Source organism: Phytobacter sp. RSE-02 (assembly GCF_040578655.1).
Taxonomy (GTDB): domain Bacteria; phylum Pseudomonadota; class Gammaproteobacteria; order Enterobacterales; family Enterobacteriaceae; genus Phytobacter; species Phytobacter diazotrophicus.
Window position 1 is genome coordinate 579,008 of sequence record NZ_JBEULY010000002.1, and the last position, 15,669, is coordinate 594,676.

The 15,669-nt window shown below is 54.8% G+C and carries 13 protein-coding genes and 1 pseudogene; 11 read left to right on the forward strand and 3 right to left on the reverse strand.

Going from position 1 to position 15,669, the window contains the following annotated elements; all coding sequences use genetic code 11:
- The first annotated feature begins 1 nt into the window (after position 1).
- Entirely contained in the window at positions 2–766 is a 765-nt protein-coding gene (locus tag ABU190_RS06325) for an inositol monophosphatase (RefSeq protein ID WP_354690743.1), read from the forward strand.
- Positions 767–882: 116 nt separating this feature from the next.
- Here ABU190_RS06325 and ABU190_RS06330 read toward each other — a convergent pair whose 3' ends face one another.
- Positions 883–1,350: a hypothetical protein gene (locus ABU190_RS06330; protein ID WP_354690744.1), complete on the reverse strand. Its 468-nt coding sequence runs from the start codon at positions 1,348–1,350 to the stop codon at positions 883–885.
- A gap of 200 nt (positions 1,351–1,550) precedes the next feature.
- Here ABU190_RS06330 and ABU190_RS06335 point away from each other — a divergent pair, with 200 nt between their 5' ends.
- Positions 1,551–6,230 carry an ATP-dependent helicase gene (locus ABU190_RS06335; RefSeq protein WP_354690745.1) on the forward strand — a complete coding sequence of 1,560 codons (4,680 nt, stop codon included), beginning with the start codon at positions 1,551–1,553 and terminating at the stop codon, positions 6,228–6,230.
- A gap of 11 nt (positions 6,231–6,241) precedes the next feature.
- On the opposite strand, the gene ABU190_RS06340 is transcribed toward ABU190_RS06335, so the two are convergent.
- Positions 6,242–7,156 (reverse strand): LysR family transcriptional regulator, encoded by a 915-nt coding sequence (locus ABU190_RS06340; RefSeq protein ID WP_354690746.1) that lies wholly within the window; start codon positions 7,154–7,156, stop codon positions 6,242–6,244.
- 114 nt (positions 7,157–7,270) lie between these two features.
- Here ABU190_RS06340 and ABU190_RS06345 point away from each other — a divergent pair, with 114 nt between their 5' ends.
- From ABU190_RS06345 to ABU190_RS06355, 3 genes are all read left to right on the forward strand, one after another.
- Positions 7,271–7,714, forward strand: a complete 444-nt coding sequence (locus ABU190_RS06345) for an ester cyclase (protein ID WP_296433086.1) — start codon at positions 7,271–7,273, stop codon at positions 7,712–7,714.
- 116 nt (positions 7,715–7,830) lie between these two features.
- Positions 7,831–8,658, forward strand: a complete 828-nt coding sequence (locus ABU190_RS06350; protein WP_354690747.1) for a hypothetical protein — start codon at positions 7,831–7,833, stop codon at positions 8,656–8,658.
- 175 nt (positions 8,659–8,833) lie between these two features.
- Positions 8,834–11,227 carry a phosphoketolase family protein gene (locus tag ABU190_RS06355; RefSeq protein WP_354690748.1) on the forward strand — a complete coding sequence of 798 codons (2,394 nt, stop codon included), beginning with the start codon at positions 8,834–8,836 and terminating at the stop codon, positions 11,225–11,227.
- Positions 11,228–11,242: 15 nt separating this feature from the next.
- On the opposite strand, the gene ABU190_RS06360 is transcribed toward ABU190_RS06355, so the two are convergent.
- A complete protein-coding gene (locus ABU190_RS06360) occupies positions 11,243–11,569 on the reverse strand; it encodes a four-helix bundle copper-binding protein (RefSeq protein WP_039079286.1) in 327 nt (108 codons plus the stop codon).
- Between the two features lie 514 nt (positions 11,570–12,083).
- Here ABU190_RS06360 and ABU190_RS06365 point away from each other — a divergent pair.
- The 6 genes and pseudogenes from ABU190_RS06365 to ABU190_RS06390 all read left to right on the forward strand — a co-directional run bounded on the left by ABU190_RS06365 (position 12,084) and on the right by ABU190_RS06390 (position 15,614).
- A pseudogene (locus tag ABU190_RS06365) lies at positions 12,084–12,258 on the forward strand (general stress protein).
- 203 nt (positions 12,259–12,461) lie between these two features.
- A complete protein-coding gene (locus tag ABU190_RS06370; protein ID WP_354690749.1) occupies positions 12,462–12,647 on the forward strand; it encodes a hypothetical protein in 186 nt (61 codons plus the stop codon).
- A gap of 707 nt (positions 12,648–13,354) precedes the next feature.
- On the forward strand, positions 13,355–13,537 hold the full coding sequence (locus tag ABU190_RS06375) for a general stress protein (protein WP_047370655.1): 183 nt from the start codon (positions 13,355–13,357) through the stop codon (positions 13,535–13,537).
- A gap of 103 nt (positions 13,538–13,640) precedes the next feature.
- Entirely contained in the window at positions 13,641–14,138 is a 498-nt protein-coding gene (locus ABU190_RS06380; RefSeq protein WP_354690750.1) for a ferritin-like domain-containing protein, read from the forward strand.
- A 72-nt stretch (positions 14,139–14,210) separates the two neighbouring features.
- Entirely contained in the window at positions 14,211–14,717 is a 507-nt protein-coding gene (locus ABU190_RS06385; RefSeq protein ID WP_090084865.1) for a DUF892 family protein, read from the forward strand.
- A 21-nt stretch (positions 14,718–14,738) separates the two neighbouring features.
- Positions 14,739–15,614, forward strand: coding sequence for a manganese catalase family protein (locus tag ABU190_RS06390; protein WP_039079290.1), 876 nt, complete (start codon positions 14,739–14,741; stop codon positions 15,612–15,614).
- Positions 15,615–15,669: the final 55 nt, after the last annotated feature.

A 15,669-nucleotide genomic window follows, 5' to 3' on the forward strand; every position in this document is an offset into this window, starting at 1 on the left:
CATGACGGAAGAACAGCAGCAGTCATTATGTGCATTGATTCGCCAGTTGGGCGCACAGGCGCAGGCATTACGTAATGCGGGATTACAGGTCGATAAAAAGGCCCGCCAGGATTTTGTGTCTCATGCGGATCTGTTTGTCGAAAAGGAGGTTAAAAGCTGGCTGAACAGCCACTGTCCACAGGACGGTTTCCTCGGGGAAGAGAGTGGTCTGCAAGGGGGTGAGCAAGGTACCTGGGTGCTCGACCCTATCGACGGGACCACCAACTATATTCAGGGGATGGATTACTGGTGTATTTCGCTGGCTTATGTTCGCCAAAACGTGATTGAACTGGGGATTGTCTATGCCCCGGATCGTGATGAGTTTTTCTTTTCCCGCCGTGGCAAGGGAGCGTTTCTTAACGAGCAGCGTTTGGCGTTGCGCGAACCGGATCCGGATACGGTGATTATTGGGATGGGGCGCTCCAGCCGCGCGCCGGTGGAAAACTATACCCGCACGATTGCCCGTGTGATCAATGCCGGTATGGAGTATCGCCGGTTTGGTGCCGGGGCGCTGATGCTGGCCCACGTCGCCACCGGGCAGGTGCACGCCTATTATGAGGAGCATATGAATAGCTGGGATGCGCTGGCGGGGTTGTTGCTTATCGTTGAAGCAGGCGGTACCAGTAATGCGTTTCTCGCCGACAACGGGCTGATCAATGGCAATCTGGTGCTGGCCGGTTGCGTCGATGTGCAGGCGCGTCTTTCCGCTCTGCTGGTTGGTCACTAACCTCGCCCTGCAAGAAACTCCCCGGTGGCGCTACCGCTTACCGGGGCTAGCTGCTCACCTTCACGCTTGTGATAGCCCGGATCAGGCGCGTGCGCCGCCATCCGGGTGCCGTATCGCTACACCGATGTCGCCAGACTACAGATAGCCGCCAGCATCACGATAAACAGCGCCCCCCGACCAAACCGCCGCAGCACGCGCCATTGCTGAAACTCACGCTCATCAGCTTCATCCATCAGCCGTTCCGCCGCTTTCTCTACCTCTCCGCACGCCGCCGACCTGCGTACGAGGATATTCGTGTAATATTTGCGCATGACATAAATCGTGATCTGATTCCAGATAAAGGTGGCAGGCAGCAACGCGCAAATAATGGTCACAAAACTGTGTGCGAATGTCCCTTTACCCGGGAAAACGCGATCAAAAACGACAGAAAGCCCCACCATCACCCCTAAATAAACAACACCCCCCAGCCAGGTCTCCACATGACTGTTGGCACGCGATCGGGCTTCTTTGTAATTTTTATGGCCGACGCTGGCAGGCAGCCCCACAAGCTCCGGAATATCTTTGCCACTCCAGTAGATCTTCATCTCAACCCTCATCCCGAATAAACGCCGTATTTACGATATCCGCAATGTCTATCCGGGTATATTAAATTCTGCGTAAAGCATCACGTCATTGTTATTAAGGGCAAAAACCCATCGGCTCAACCCCCGGCGTCTGCGTTACACTTATCCTTCTACCCTAATTACTATTCCGGCCGCGGCAGACATCACAGGGAGCAGGAAAGATGTCAAAGAAAACCATTTTATCCTCCGTACTGGCTGAGATCTTTTCGCCCGCCACCCGCGACTGGTTTGTCTGCGCGTTTCAGCACCCCACGCCGGTACAGGCGCAGACATGGGCGGCAACCAATGCCGGGGAACATGTGCTCGCCATCGCGCCTACCGGTTCAGGGAAAACGCTGGCGGCCTTTCTCTACGCCCTGGACCAACTTTATCGTGAAGGTGACGCCCCCGCTGAGGAGGCGGTCGAGAGAAAAAAAACCACGCGCATTCTCTATATCTCGCCGATAAAAGCCCTGGGCAGCGACATTCAGCGCAACTTACAGATCCCGTTACAGGGCATCAGCGAACAGCGAAAAAAACGCGGTGCGCCGGAAGTAGCAATCCGCGTGGCGATGCGCACAGGCGACACCTCTTCTCAGGAGCGGGCAACGCTTGTGCGCCATCCTCCTGATATCCTCATCACCACGCCGGAGTCGCTCTACCTGATGCTCACCTCCAGGGCACGCGAAACATTGCGCGGTGTCGAAACGGTTATCGTCGATGAAGTCCATGCGGTGGCGGGCAACAAACGTGGCGCGCATCTGGCCCTCAGCCTGGAGCGGTTGGATGCCCTGCTTGCCAGACCAGCCCAGCGTATTGGCCTGTCCGCGACGGTGCGTTCACCGGGCGATGTTGCGCAGTTTCTGGGGGGCGATCGTCCGGTTACCGTGGTCAACCCACCGGCCCTTCGCCATCCGGATATTCGTATTGTGGTGCCCGTTGCCAATCTCGATGACGTCCTCTCCACCAGCGCCGGAACCGGGGAAATCAGCCACGCGGGCAGAGAAGGCTCCATCTGGCCGCATATCGAATCCGGTATCCTCGACCAGGTACTCAGCCACAACTCGACCATTGTGTTTACCAACTCCCGTGGTCTTGCGGAAAAACTGACTGCCCGGCTCAATGAACTCTATGCCTCACGCATGGCAGAAGCGCCCGAAGAACAAAGCGACTCAGCGCACTTTGTTTCGTCCTCGGGGGCGACATCCAACCGTGCACAAACCGGGCAGGTGTTTATCGCCCGTTCGCATCATGGCTCCGTGTCAAAAGAACAAAGGGCCATCACGGAACAGGCGCTGAAATCCGGGGAATTGCGCTGCGTGGTCGCCACATCAAGCCTCGAACTGGGAATTGATATGGGGGCAGTGGACCTTGTGATTCAGATTGCCTCCCCCCTTTCCGTTGCCAGCGGCTTACAGCGTATCGGCCGCGCCGGACATCAGGTGGGCGGTATATCGAAAGCCCTTTTCTATCCACGCACCCGGCGTGAGCTGATTGATTCCACGGTCGTGGTCGACTGTATGCTGGCGGGTAAACTTGAGACCCTGACCCCGCCGCGAAATCCCCTTGATGTGCTGGCCCAGCAAACTGTCGCCGCCGTTGCCATGGATGCGCTGAACGTGGATGACTGGTATGCCACCGTTTGTCGCGCAGCGCCGTGGAAAGAGCTGCCACGGGATGTCTTTGACGCCACGCTCGATATGCTGGCGGGACGCTATCCTTCCGGTGATTTCTCTGCTTTCCGGCCACGGATTATCTGGCAGCGGGAGAGCGGTCAACTCACCGCCCGCCCCGGCGCGCATCTGCTGGCGGTAACCAGCGGCGGCACCATCCCTGACCGGGGAATGTTCAGCGTCCTGCTCCCGGAAGGGGAGGAACAGCCTGGTGCCCGGCGGGTGGGCGAGCTTGATGAAGAGATGGTCTACGAGTCACGCGTCAATGACATCATCACCCTGGGGGCCACCTCCTGGCGCATCCAGCAAATCACTCACGACCAGGTGATAGTGACCCCGGCCCCCGGTCGCTCCGCCAGGCTGCCGTTCTGGCGCGGCGAAGGGAATGGGCGTCCCGCCGAACTCGGCGAACTGATCGGCGATTTTATGCATGCCCTTGCCGACGAGGCATTTCTCACCTCACCCAACGCGCTCGCCTTGCCGGGGTTAAGCCACAATGAAAACGCGCTTGCCAACATCAAAGGGCTCATTGAGGAGCAACGCAGCGCCACGGGGATCATTCCGGGCAGCCGACATCTGGTGCTGGAGCGCTGTCGCGATGAAATGGGCGACTGGCGCGTCATCCTGCATTCGCCGTATGGCCGTCGGGTACATGAGCCCTGGGCGCTGGCGATCGCCGGACGTCTTCACGCGTTATGGGGGGCAGACGCCTCCATTGTCGCCAGTGATGACGGTATCGTCGCCAGGCTACCGGATACCGAGGGAAAAACGCCGGACGCCGACGTATTTCTTTTCGAACCCGAAAAATTAGGCCGACTTGTCCGGGATGCGGTGGGCAACTCTGCGTTATTTGCCGCCCGTTTTCGCGAGTGCGCCGCGCGCGCATTGCTTATGCCTGGGCGCACACCTGGCCGTCGCTCCCCCCTCTGGCAACAGCGCCTGCGTGCGGGTCAGTTGCTGGAGATCGCACGCGGCTATGCGGATTTCCCCATCTTGCTGGAAACCGTACGCGAGTGTCTGCAGGACGTGTACGACCTGCCCGCGCTGGACAGGCTGATGCGCCGCCTGAACACCGGGGAAGTGCAGATTTCCGGGGTGACTACAACCACCCCGTCGCCTTTCGCCGCCAGCCTGCTCTTTGGCTATGTGGCAGAATTTATGTATGAGTCCGATGCCCCGCTCGCCGAACGCCGGGCCTCTGTATTGTCTCTGGATAGCGAACTGCTGGGTAACTTGCTGGGCCAGGCCGATCCCGGTGAACTGCTCGATCCGTTGGTCATTCGACAGATCGACGATGAGTTGCAGCGTCTGACCCCCGATCGCAAAGCCCGTGGCAAAGAAGGCCTTTTTGACCTGCTGCGCGAACTGGGCCCGATGAGTCCAGACGATCTCGCCGCGCGCCACCGGGAGAGCCGCGATGCGGTTAACCTCTGGCTGGAGGAACTGCTGGCGGAACGGCGCGCCTTTGTGGTCACGATTGGCGAAAGCCAGCGCATCGCCTCTATGGACGATGCCGCACGCCTTCGGGATGCGTTGGGGGTGCGGTTGCCTGCGGCTCTGCCCGACATCTGGCTTAATCCGGTGGCGACCCCGCTCGCTGACTTATTTTTGCGCTATGTTCAGACCCACACGTTGTTTACCGTCCAGCAGATCGCCCACGCCTTCGGCCTTGGCGTCGCCGTGGCGCAAGAGGCGCTGGAAAAATTGCGCGACCAGGGCAAAGTGATGCGCCTGCGCGCCGGGAAACCCGCACAGCCAGACGCGCGCTCCGCCTCAGACTGGGTGGGCGAAGAGATTTTCCGTCGCCTGCGTATCCGCTCGCTGCAGGCGGCCCGCGAAGCGACACGTCCGGTCCCGGCGACGGCTTTTACCCGCCTGCTGCTGGAGCGCCAGGGGTTGCTTGCCGGGTCTGATGGCAGCCCGGCGTTTCATAGCAACTTATCCGGCGGCGTGTTTGAAGGCGTTGACGGCGTCCTGCGCGTTATCGAGCAACTGGCCGGGCTGGGCTTACCGGCTACGCTATGGGAAAGCCAGATTTTACCCGCGCGCGTGCGGGACTACGCCCCGGAGATGCTTGATGAACTGCTTTCAACGGGCGAAGTGATCTGGTCCGGGCAGAAAAAACTCGGTGATGATGACGGGCTGGTCGCCCTGCATATCCAGGAGTATGCAGCGGAAACCCTGAGCGTGCCGCACGCAGACAGCGCGGTTCTCTCTCCGCTACAGCGGGACATTCTGGCGGCACTTGCCAACGGCGGAGCCTGGTTCGCCCATCAGCTTAGCGCGCTTATTGATTCGCACCGCGCCCCAGGCGATGAGACGCTGACACCGGATGCCCTGCATGAAGCGCTGTGGGGGCTGGTCTGGCTGGGGTATATCACCACCGATATATGGTCGCCTCTGCGCGCATTATCCCGCGCGGGGAGCACGTCCCGCCCGTCATCTCAGCGTCGCGTTCGAAGCCGACGCGGGCGTCCGGCGCTGGCGCCCCACCCGGCCAGGGCGGTGCATATGTCGTTCAGTACGCCGACGCTTGCCGGGCGCTGGTCGTTGTTGCTCGCCGATAAACTCAGTGACACCGAATGGTTACTTGCGCTGGCAGACAATATGCTCGACCGCTACGGCATAGTCAGCCGACGGGCGGTGATGATGGAGAACCTGCCTGGCGGTTTTCCGGCAATGCAGACCGTCTATCGCAATATGGAAGATGCCGGGCGTATTCTGCGCGGGCGTTTTGTAGACGGGATGGGCGGCACGCAATTTGCCGAACGGCTGACCATTGACCGTCTGCGCGAGCTGTCGACGACACAACCTGAGAAAGCCGTCTTCACGCCTGTCGCGCTGTCTGCCAGCGATCCGGCGAACCCCTTCGGTACGCAACTGCCGTGGCCATCCCATGCTTCCTCACTGGTGCCGACTCGCCGCAATGGCGCGCTGATTGTGATTGCCGGGGGCATACTGCGCCTCTACCTTGCTCAGGGCGGCAAAAAAATGATTGTCTGGATGGACGATGACGAGGCCATCGCCGGGCAGGTCTTCCGTGCGCTGGCGGTTGCGCTGCGCCGGGAGTCGCGTCTGCACTTCACGCTGGAAGAGATTAACGACACGCCTGTACGCCAGATGCCGTTCTTTACCCTGCTGCGGGAGATCGGTTTTTCCAGCTCACCGCGCGGACTGGACTGGGGGTAATCCCCCTTTTGTTACATCAGTTCGCTGGTACAGGCGCATATCAGCTTACGCAGCCACTTTTGCGCGCTCCCCCCGTCGGAACGGCGGTGCCAGAGCAAATTGAACTCAATGGCGGGCAGCCCAACGGGCGGCGTCAGCATTACCACGTCCCTGCTCTGCTCGCTGGCGAGCACGCTACGCCTGAGCACCGTCGCGACATAATGGGTCTGCTGAACAATGGAGGACACAGCAACCATGACCGGTAAGGTCAGGCGGATCTCCCGGCGTAACCCTTTGGCCCTGAGCCACTCGTCTACAAGGCCATAATAGCTCCCCTCCGGGGAGACAAGGATGTGCCCCATGCTGAGATAGGTTTCGAGCGTCATGCCATCGCGTGCCGCATCGCTGTCACGCCGCACCAGGGTGACAAACTCATCGCTGAAAAGCGGCTGTGAGAGGATGCGGCTTTCTGACTGGGTAGGCGCGATGCCGATGACCAGATCAACTTTGCCGGCATCCAGCATCGACACCGCTTCATCACGATCAACAAACGTATGCACATGGATCGTCACCCCAGGCGCCTGCTGGCTGATAGCGCGCATAATACCCGGCAGCAACACCAGCGTTGGGTACTCAGACATCCCCAGCGTAAAGGCGATTTTTTTCTCCTGCGGCGTGAAGGCGTCATCCGGCGTCAGCAGGTTTGTCAGCTCCTGCAGCGCTTTCGTCACATGGACCGCAATCTCCTTCGCCCTGGCCGTCGGCACCAGACCAGAGGCGCTGCGAATAAAGAGCGGGTCGGCAAAATGGGTTCGCAGGCGCGACAGTGCCGCGCTCATCGCAGGCTGGCTCACCGAGGCCCGAATAGCCGCGCGGGTGACATTCTGCTCTTCCATCAGCGCATCAAAGGCCACCAGCAGATTCAGATCAAGCCCTCTAAAATCCATAGAACGAATATTCCTCTATATCTGTTATCTATTTCATTTATACCACCTGCCGATGGGATACTGGCGGCACATTAAAGCATTTCCCCAAAAAGCGTCCCAGCCAGAGGTAAAACCATGTCAGACCATGAAGAAATCGCCCATCGCCTTTTGACAGAACGTAAAGCCGTCGAAACGCTCTACCAGGCCTTTAGCCTGCAACAGCCGGATTTAGTTAATGAGGCCGTTACCGCAGACTGGTCCGATATCCCGTTAGCGCCCGGCCAGCAGCCAGGACCGGAAGGACTCAAGCCAATCATAGCGATGTTTACCGCGGCGTTCCCGGATGTTCGTATCGTTATTCATGACGTCATCCAGGTACCGGGACAGATTGCCGTGCGCGCCGAGATAACCGGTACGCATAAAGGCACCTTTATGGGGATTGCCGCGACGGGTAAAAAAGTGAGCATTCGCCTGCATGAGATGCATCAGCTTAACGGTGAGCGTATTACGGCCACCTGGCATATGGAGGACTGGCTCGGACTGTTCATGCAGTTAGGTCAGTTTCCGCCACAACCCTGACTCCCCGCCTTTTCGCATCCTCTTCTGGCGCAACGCCCTGAGAGGGTGTGAATAGTGTTAAAGCATTCCGCAAAGCGTGCCGTTAATAGAAAGAATGGACCTCCGGAGTGATACGCATGCTACGACCAACCCTCACAGGTAATGCCAGCTTTTCGTTATCCACCGCGACATCGGACACGACGTCCCGAAACCGCGAACAAAATCCAGTGTCCGCGCTGCCACAGCAGGCAACGGCCACCGTGGATAGCACGGTCTCGTTAAGCCAACAGGCGAAAGATTACTACAACAACCTGCAGAACGACCTTGAAGCCGTTAACCGGTTGAATGAGTTCAGCGCCGCCTCACGCAAAGCCGACGCGCGCGCCAAACTGGAAGCGATAAAGCGAGAAATTGAGCGTCTTAAGGCCTTGCTGATGCGTTTTGGCAATGCCTCTGCTTACGTCCTTAAACAGCTCAAACAACTCTCGGCCCAGATGGGTCAGGCGGCATCGCAACTCGGGCAAAGTGACAGCGCCAGTACAAGCAATAGCGTCGACACAACAAACAGCGGTACGGCGGCGTACAGTGCGATTCAGTCCCTGGCAGACGGCAATGCCGGGAGCAAAACTGACGCTGTGGCCGCTGAACACGCCTCCGACGACGACCAGGAAAACCACAAGTTAGCGAGTGATGACAGCGAAACCAGTGATAGCGCTGGCCTCACGCAATCGCTTTCTGGTGGTATCCGTGAACAGTTGCAGGAGAGCGACTCGCGGCATAAAGATGCGCAGCTATTAAAAGATGTCGTGCGTGAACTGCGCTCATTGTTGTCGATGATCAAAAGCAAAATGCGTGATGAAGACAAAGATGACCGCGACGTGAAAAAAGATATCGATGCGGTACAACAGCAGCTTAATACCGGCGACCAGGCCATTCAGCAGATGGGCTTTCAGAGTATCGTCTGACCGCTTTTAAGCCGAAACTTCCTCACCGCTAGCTCTCCTCGTTCAAATCCGCACATCGGTGCGGATGTTTCCATCCTTGCGGCGTGATGCCGTCGCCAAAATCCCCCTGTCTATACTTGGCCTGTACTGCGTCTGAATCTGCGTGGCACGCATAACCCCTTGCATGGAGAACTGCATGACCCAGATAAACTCACTTACTGACCATGATCTCACCTTGCTTGACCGTTACTGGCGAGCTGCCAATTATCTCTCCGTCGGGCAAATCTACCTGATGGACAATCCGCTCTTACGCGAGCCCCTCAAACCAGAACACATCAAACCCCGCCTGTTGGGACACTGGGGAACCACGCCGGGTCTGAACTTTATTTATGCCCACCTGAACCGTGCCATTCGTCAGCGCGATCTCGATATGCTGTATGTGTGCGGCCCCGGACACGGCGGGCCAGGTATGGTGGCCAATACCTGGCTTGAAGGCACCTACAGCGAAATCTACCCCGACGTTACCCCCGATGGCGAAGGCATGAAAAAGCTGTTTCGCCAGTTTTCCTTCCCCGGCGGTATCCCCAGCCATGCGGCACCGGAAACGCCCGGTTCCATTAACGAAGGGGGCGAACTGGGTTATTCGCTTTCCCATGCTTTCGGTGCCGTTTTCGATAACCCAACGCTGATTGCCGCCTGTGTCATTGGTGACGGTGAAGCAGAAACCGGGCCACTCGCCTCAAGCTGGCACGGTATTAAATTTCTCAATGCCGCCCGCGATGGCGCGGTTCTACCCATACTGCATCTCAATGGCTATAAAATTGCTAACCCGACCATTCTCGGTCGCGCCAGCGATGAAGACCTGCGCCAGTTATTCCGTGGCTATGGTTACGAACCGCTGTTGGTTAGCGGCCACGAGCCAAAAATCATGCACCACCAAATGGCACAAGTGCTGGACGACGCGCTGGATACCATTCGTGATTACCAACACGCGGCGCGAAGCGGCAGTGCCGCAGCGTCCGTGCCGCGCTGGCCGCTGATTATCCTTCGCAGCCCCAAAGGATGGACCGGTCCACAAACGGTTGACGGTAAAAAAGTGGAGAATTTCTGGCGCGCGCATCAGGTTCCGGTTTCATCGTGCCGCGAAAATGAAGAACACCGACACATCCTGGAACACTGGATGCGCAGCTACCATCCCGACGATCTCTTTGATGAGCAGGGACGCCTGCATCCAGAACTGCGTGCCCTTGCCCCGACAGGGGATAAACGGATGGGAGCCTCGCCCTGGGCGAATGGCGGTCGGCTGCGCAAAGACCTGATTATACCTGAGCTGGCACCGTACGCCGTAGAGGTCACCTCACCGGGCGATAGCCAGGCAGAATCCACCGCCGCACTGGGAGCGTGGCTTGCAGGTATTTTTCAGCGTAACCCGGATAATTTTCGCCTGTTCGGCCCGGATGAGACCGCATCGAACCGGCTAAGCCGTGTTTTTGACGTCACCAGCCGCACATGGCTGGAACCGCTTAAATCGTATGATGAGCAACTTGCGCCCGATGGCCGGGTCATGGAAATCCTCAGCGAACATCAGTGTCAGGGGTGGCTTGAGGGGTATCTGCTGACCGGACGTCACGGTCTGTTCAATTGCTATGAAGCCTTTATTCATATTGTCGACTCCATGTTCAATCAGCATGCCAAATGGTTGAAGGTGTCGCGCCATCTGCCCTGGCGCGCGCCGATATCCTCCCTCAACTACCTGCTCTCTTCCCATGTCTGGCGACAGGACCATAACGGTTACAGCCATCAGGATCCGGGCTTTCTCGATCATGTCGCCAACAAGAAAGCCGAGATTGTCCGTATTTATCTGCCGCCGGATGCCAATACGTTACTGTGCGTAGCCGGGCACTGCCTGCAAACCTGGGATCGCATTAATGTCATTGTGGCCGGAAAACAGCCCGCCCCGCAGTGGCTGACGCTGGATGGTGCGGCAAAACACTGTGCCGCCGGGATGGGCATCTGGTACTGGGCTGGTACGGTATCGGAAGGCGAAGCGCCGGATGTGGTGATGGCCTGTGCGGGCGATGTGCCGACAATGGAAACACTTGCTGCCGTCGACCTTCTGCGTAGCTATCTGCCAGAACTGCGTATCCAGGTGGTGAATGTGGTGGACTTAATGGCGCTACAGACGCAGGAGCAACACCCGCATGGTCTGAGTGAAGAGGCTTTTGATGCGATTTTTACGCGTGATAAACCGGTTATCTTCGCTTTTCACGGCTATCCAAGTCTGATTCACCGCCTCACTTACCTGCGTAACAACCATCAAAATTTCCATGTTCGCGGCTTTATGGAAGAAGGTACCACCACGACACCCTTTGATATGACGGTGCTTAACGGGCTCGACCGTTTCCATCTGGCCCAGGAGGCACTTTTGCGCATACCGTCTTTGCAGGGAAATGTGGAGGATATTCTGGAGGCGTTACAACAGAAGATTGCCGCGCACCATCAATATGTTCGGGAATATGGTGAGGATCTTCCTGAGGTGCAAAACTGGAAATGGCCTTCCCAACAAGGGGAAGGCACAGTTCCTGAATAACTTAATATCGGGATCTCAGGCGACCATTTGCAGGCACGCTTGCGCACAGGCCCGACAGGCCTGTGCGCATTGCTGGCAATGCGCGTGCTGATGCCTGCCACACTCTTCCGCACAGGCTCTGCAAACATCCACGCAAATACGGCAAAGCGGCATAATATGATCGCTTTCCAGCGTCATAAATTGAGCTGCCAGGCGACACAGCGCGGAACACTGCACATCCAGCTTGATGCAATTTCGCATCATCGCAAGGTCGTCTTCGTTCAGACAGCTTGCGGCACAATGCTCGCAGGCGATGGCACACTGATAACAGGCATCGATACAGTCTTGATGTTCGGAATGCATATTCGTCTCCTCATGTTGATAAGCGACTCACGTCATCTGACATTCGCCCTTTCACGCAAAATCAACTTCTTATGTTCCGATGTCACACTCAGCCACGGCGTACTAAAAAGGCGTAACACGTCAAAAACGCAGAATGGCATATTCAATAAGCCATCGATTTAATACACAGTTCTTACTGAGCGTAGAATTTGTGCGCACAACATTTGTAAAGATTTGTATATATGCAGCTTTAATGGCAGAAAAAAACAGCAACATCCCACAACAAATAACGGATGTAATGAAAATTCCGGAATTAAATTTCTCGCCAACTCTATTGATTCAATAATGTTTTATTTTTGCTGCAACTTTTTATTTTTAGAAATCAAATAAATTACCCTCCTCTCTTTGCGACAAAATGTTTCTGCGCTGCGCTTTGACGAATTTACGCGAACAGCTAGAGTTAATTCCTGAACGCGATTGATACGGTATTTGTTGTCGTATCGATTATATCAAAAACCCATACGGGAGATATAGAATGGCGGAACATAGAGGCGGCTCAGGTAATTTCGCAGAAGACCGTGAGAAAGCATCAGAAGCAGGGAAAAAAGGCGGACAGCACAGTGGGGGGTAATTTTAAAAATGACCCTGAACGTGCTTCTGAAGCCGGTAAAAAAGGTGGCCAGAACAGCCACAGCGGTGATAAAAAATAGTGTTTATTTTATCACCACGCTTAATATTCATTGAGCGTCAATAAACGAGTCGGCAACGGCTCGTTTACTTTTTTTAGAAGCTTACTGACGACTTTACCGATCACACTTAACCCTCTGCAAACAAGGAATTTATAATATGAAGTCATTGACTCTGATACTGCAATGTACACGCAACCAAATCGTAAAAAACAAGAGGGCTTTTCATGCCTGCAAAAGATACGCCACCACAGGGTGAAACGGTAAGCGCAGATAATACTGCCGTTAAATCACCCGATATCATCACTATTCATTACTCTGACAACGATGATATACCGCTTCGTCTTGCCCCCTGGCAGTTACGTCTGGTGAGATGTTTAGCCAATCGTAAGCTATCCAATGAAGAAGAATAAAAGCAACAGGTTTTCAGCGTTCTTCTCACCCCCTTTCTCCTTATTATTCTGTAACGGCCTGGTTTTATTGCATACCGGACCAGATTAGCGCCTCATCACGCATTTATTTATCTCTTACTGACCGGTTCAGGCACTGTCCGAATGCGACCAGCTAGTAAGTTTCCTGCTTAATCAGCATAAGGAACATGTCATTACCACCAGATGCAGGGGAAATCCCTCTGCATCTGCGGTTGTGTGCCTCTATTAGCGATCGTACCCAATTCTGCTGTTTCGCTTACTTTGCGGAGCAGGATATGAACCACCCCTAAAGAGGTATCTTTGTCATTTATCAGTAATTTATTGGGCACCCCCTCTACTGAGATAAGTCTTAAAATGATTAAAATACGTTATCAATCGCAGACAAAAAACAGGCGAGAAATGTCAATTAATGTCAAGAAAAGTCACCTGGATCCCTGGTTTTAATAGATAGTAACGCCCGTTATTAATGATTTTGCATTGAACATTGACTTAACCCCCTTATTTGAAAAGATATATGATAAATACCACTATCGCTTAAAATAAAACCAGCAGGTTAATTTTCATTCGATAATAAGTTTCCCGCTTCGCTTTGACTAATTTCAGTACTCGGCTAGTTTTGAATACGAACACCGACGACATGAGATGCAAAATATGTCGTTTTATTTAAACAACGAAACTGGAGAAATAACATGGCTGAACATCGTGGCGGTTCTGGTAATTTCGCAGAAAATCGTGAAAAAGCATCCGAAGCAGGTCGTAAAGGTGGTCAACATAGCGGCGGTAATTTTAAAAATGATCCGCAACGCGCCTCTGAAGCAGGTAAAAAAGGCGGTCAACAAAGCCATGGCGGCGGCCGCAAATCGGGTAACTAATTTTTCACCGATTTATTAAATTTCACGTTTGGTTTAATAGCGATACAGATAGCGAGTCGGTTTCGGCTCGCTATTATTTTCGCTGACCTCGAGGGTAATATTTATGCAGATCAATTCACTGACTGATTTCTTTATCCATGGCCTGTCTGATATTTACAGTGCAGAAAAGCAGCTCACTCGTGCATTATCGAAACTTGCCCGCGAATCGTCGAATGCTGAACTCGCTGATGCGTTTAAAAAACATTATGAAGAAACGCAGGGGCAAATTGAGCGTCTCGACCAGCTCATTGAAGCCGAACCGAATATCAAGCTCAAGCGAATGAAGTGTCATGCGATGGAAGGGCTTATTGACGAAGCAAATGAAGTTATCGAAGCCACAGAAAAAGGCAGTGTTCGTGATACCGGGCTTATTGCCGCTGCGCAAAAAGTTGAACATTACGAAATTGCTTCTTACGGCACGCTCTGTACGCTGGCAAGCCAGTTAGGGCTTAAAAAAGCCTATGACCTGCTTTCCGCGACGCTTGAAGAAGAAAAAACCACCGATAATCTTCTCACAAAAATTGCCACCTCATCGATTAATAAAAAAGCCGAAGGCAAATAGATGCCCTCGTAATGTATTCGCTTAATTTCACTTACTGGTAAGTAAAAATGACGACGATGAAAGGAAAAGAACATGACCCCACAAGAGAATTATCACGACTGGTTGCGCGATGCCCACGCGATGGAAAAACAGGCCGAGTCAATGCTCAGCGCCATGAGCAAGCGTATCGATAATTATCCGGATCTGCGTGCGCGAATTGAACAACACCTGACGGAGACTCAGGGGCAGATCACCCTCCTTGAAGAGGTGCTTGATCGCAACGGCATCAACCGCTCCATCATGAAAGATGCCACCAGTAAAATGAGCGCAATGGGTCAGGCCGCGGGCGGCATGTTCGCCTCTGATGAGATCGTAAAAGGCGCAATTAGCAGCTACGTTTTCGAGCAGTTCGAAATCGCCTGTTATACCTCATTAATCAGCGCGGCCAAAAAGGTGGGCGATACCGCAAGCGTTGCGACCTTTGAGCAAATCCTCGCCCAGGAAGAGGCCATGGCCGATTGGGCACTTAAGCATCTGCCGGATGTGACCGAACAATTTTTACTGCGTGACGCCGCCGACGGCGTAGAAGCGAAAAAATAACACGACACATCAGGAGAGACTATGTTTCGACACGTTAAACAGTTGCAATATACCGTTCGCGTCAGTGAGCCGAATCCCGGTCTCGCCAACCTTTTACTGGAGCAGTTCGGTGGCCCGCAAGGCGAATTAGCCGCAGCCTGCCGTTATTTTACCCAGGGGCTGGGGGATGATGATGTCGGTCGCAAAGAGATGCTGATGGACATCGCTACCGAAGAACTGAGCCACCTGGAAATCATCGGCTCGCTCGTGGGAATGCTCAATAAAGGCGCTAAGGGCGAGCTTGCAGAGGGGACGGAGAACGAAGCAGAGCTTTACCGTTCGTTAACCCAGAACGGGAATGACAGCCATGTCACCTCCCTGCTTTACGGCGGCGGCCCGGCTTTAACGAACTCTGCGGGTTATCCCTGGACGGCGGCGTATATTGACACCATTGGTGAAGTGACGGCAGATCTGCGTTCGAATATCGCGGCCGAAGCACGTGCTAAAATTATCTATGAGCGCCTGATTAACGTCACTGATGATCCGGGTGTGAAAGACGCGCTGAGCTTCTTAATGACCCGTGAAGCCGCGCACATGCTCTCCTTTGAGAAAGCGCTCTATTCGATTCGCAATAATTTCCCGCCGGGCAAATTGCCGCCTATCGAACAATACACCAACGTCTATTACAACATGTCCGAAGGGGATGACCCGCGTGGCAGTTGGAATAGTGATGAAAACTTTGAGTACGTTGCCGATCCGCAGCCTGCCGTTGACGGTGGCGATGGTTTAGCCTCTGTCACGCTCAGCAAAGAGCAGCAGGCACTGGTGAAAGCCATGGCTAAACGTACCCAATCCGACCCTTCTGTCGACCCCCTAACCGGTGCCGAACTCGGAAATGGGGAACCACAACCCAAATAACATCAGCAGTCGCATGCCTGTGTTATTCACCCCTTAGCCAAGGGGTGTTTTTTTG

What these genes read in the sequence shown, in the direction of transcription:
- ABU190_RS06325 (WP_354690743.1), top strand. Translation starts at nt 2, where the DNA reads ATGACGGAAGAACAGCAGCAGTCATTATGTGCATTGATTCGCCAGTTG.
- ABU190_RS06330 (WP_354690744.1), bottom strand. Translation starts at nt 1,350, where the DNA reads ATGAAGATCTACTGGAGTGGCAAAGATATTCCGGAGCTTGTGGGGCTG.
- ABU190_RS06335 (WP_354690745.1), top strand. Translation starts at nt 1,551, where the DNA reads ATGTCAAAGAAAACCATTTTATCCTCCGTACTGGCTGAGATCTTTTCG.
- ABU190_RS06340 (WP_354690746.1), bottom strand. Translation starts at nt 7,156, where the DNA reads ATGGATTTTAGAGGGCTTGATCTGAATCTGCTGGTGGCCTTTGATGCG.
- ABU190_RS06345 (WP_296433086.1), top strand. Translation starts at nt 7,271, where the DNA reads ATGTCAGACCATGAAGAAATCGCCCATCGCCTTTTGACAGAACGTAAA.
- ABU190_RS06350 (WP_354690747.1), top strand. Translation starts at nt 7,831, where the DNA reads ATGCTACGACCAACCCTCACAGGTAATGCCAGCTTTTCGTTATCCACC.
- ABU190_RS06355 (WP_354690748.1), top strand. Translation starts at nt 8,834, where the DNA reads ATGACCCAGATAAACTCACTTACTGACCATGATCTCACCTTGCTTGAC.
- ABU190_RS06360 (WP_039079286.1), bottom strand. Translation starts at nt 11,569, where the DNA reads ATGCATTCCGAACATCAAGACTGTATCGATGCCTGTTATCAGTGTGCC.
- ABU190_RS06370 (WP_354690749.1), top strand. Translation starts at nt 12,462, where the DNA reads ATGCCTGCAAAAGATACGCCACCACAGGGTGAAACGGTAAGCGCAGAT.
- ABU190_RS06375 (WP_047370655.1), top strand. Translation starts at nt 13,355, where the DNA reads ATGGCTGAACATCGTGGCGGTTCTGGTAATTTCGCAGAAAATCGTGAA.
- ABU190_RS06380 (WP_354690750.1), top strand. Translation starts at nt 13,641, where the DNA reads ATGCAGATCAATTCACTGACTGATTTCTTTATCCATGGCCTGTCTGAT.
- ABU190_RS06385 (WP_090084865.1), top strand. Translation starts at nt 14,211, where the DNA reads ATGACCCCACAAGAGAATTATCACGACTGGTTGCGCGATGCCCACGCG.
- ABU190_RS06390 (WP_039079290.1), top strand. Translation starts at nt 14,739, where the DNA reads ATGTTTCGACACGTTAAACAGTTGCAATATACCGTTCGCGTCAGTGAG.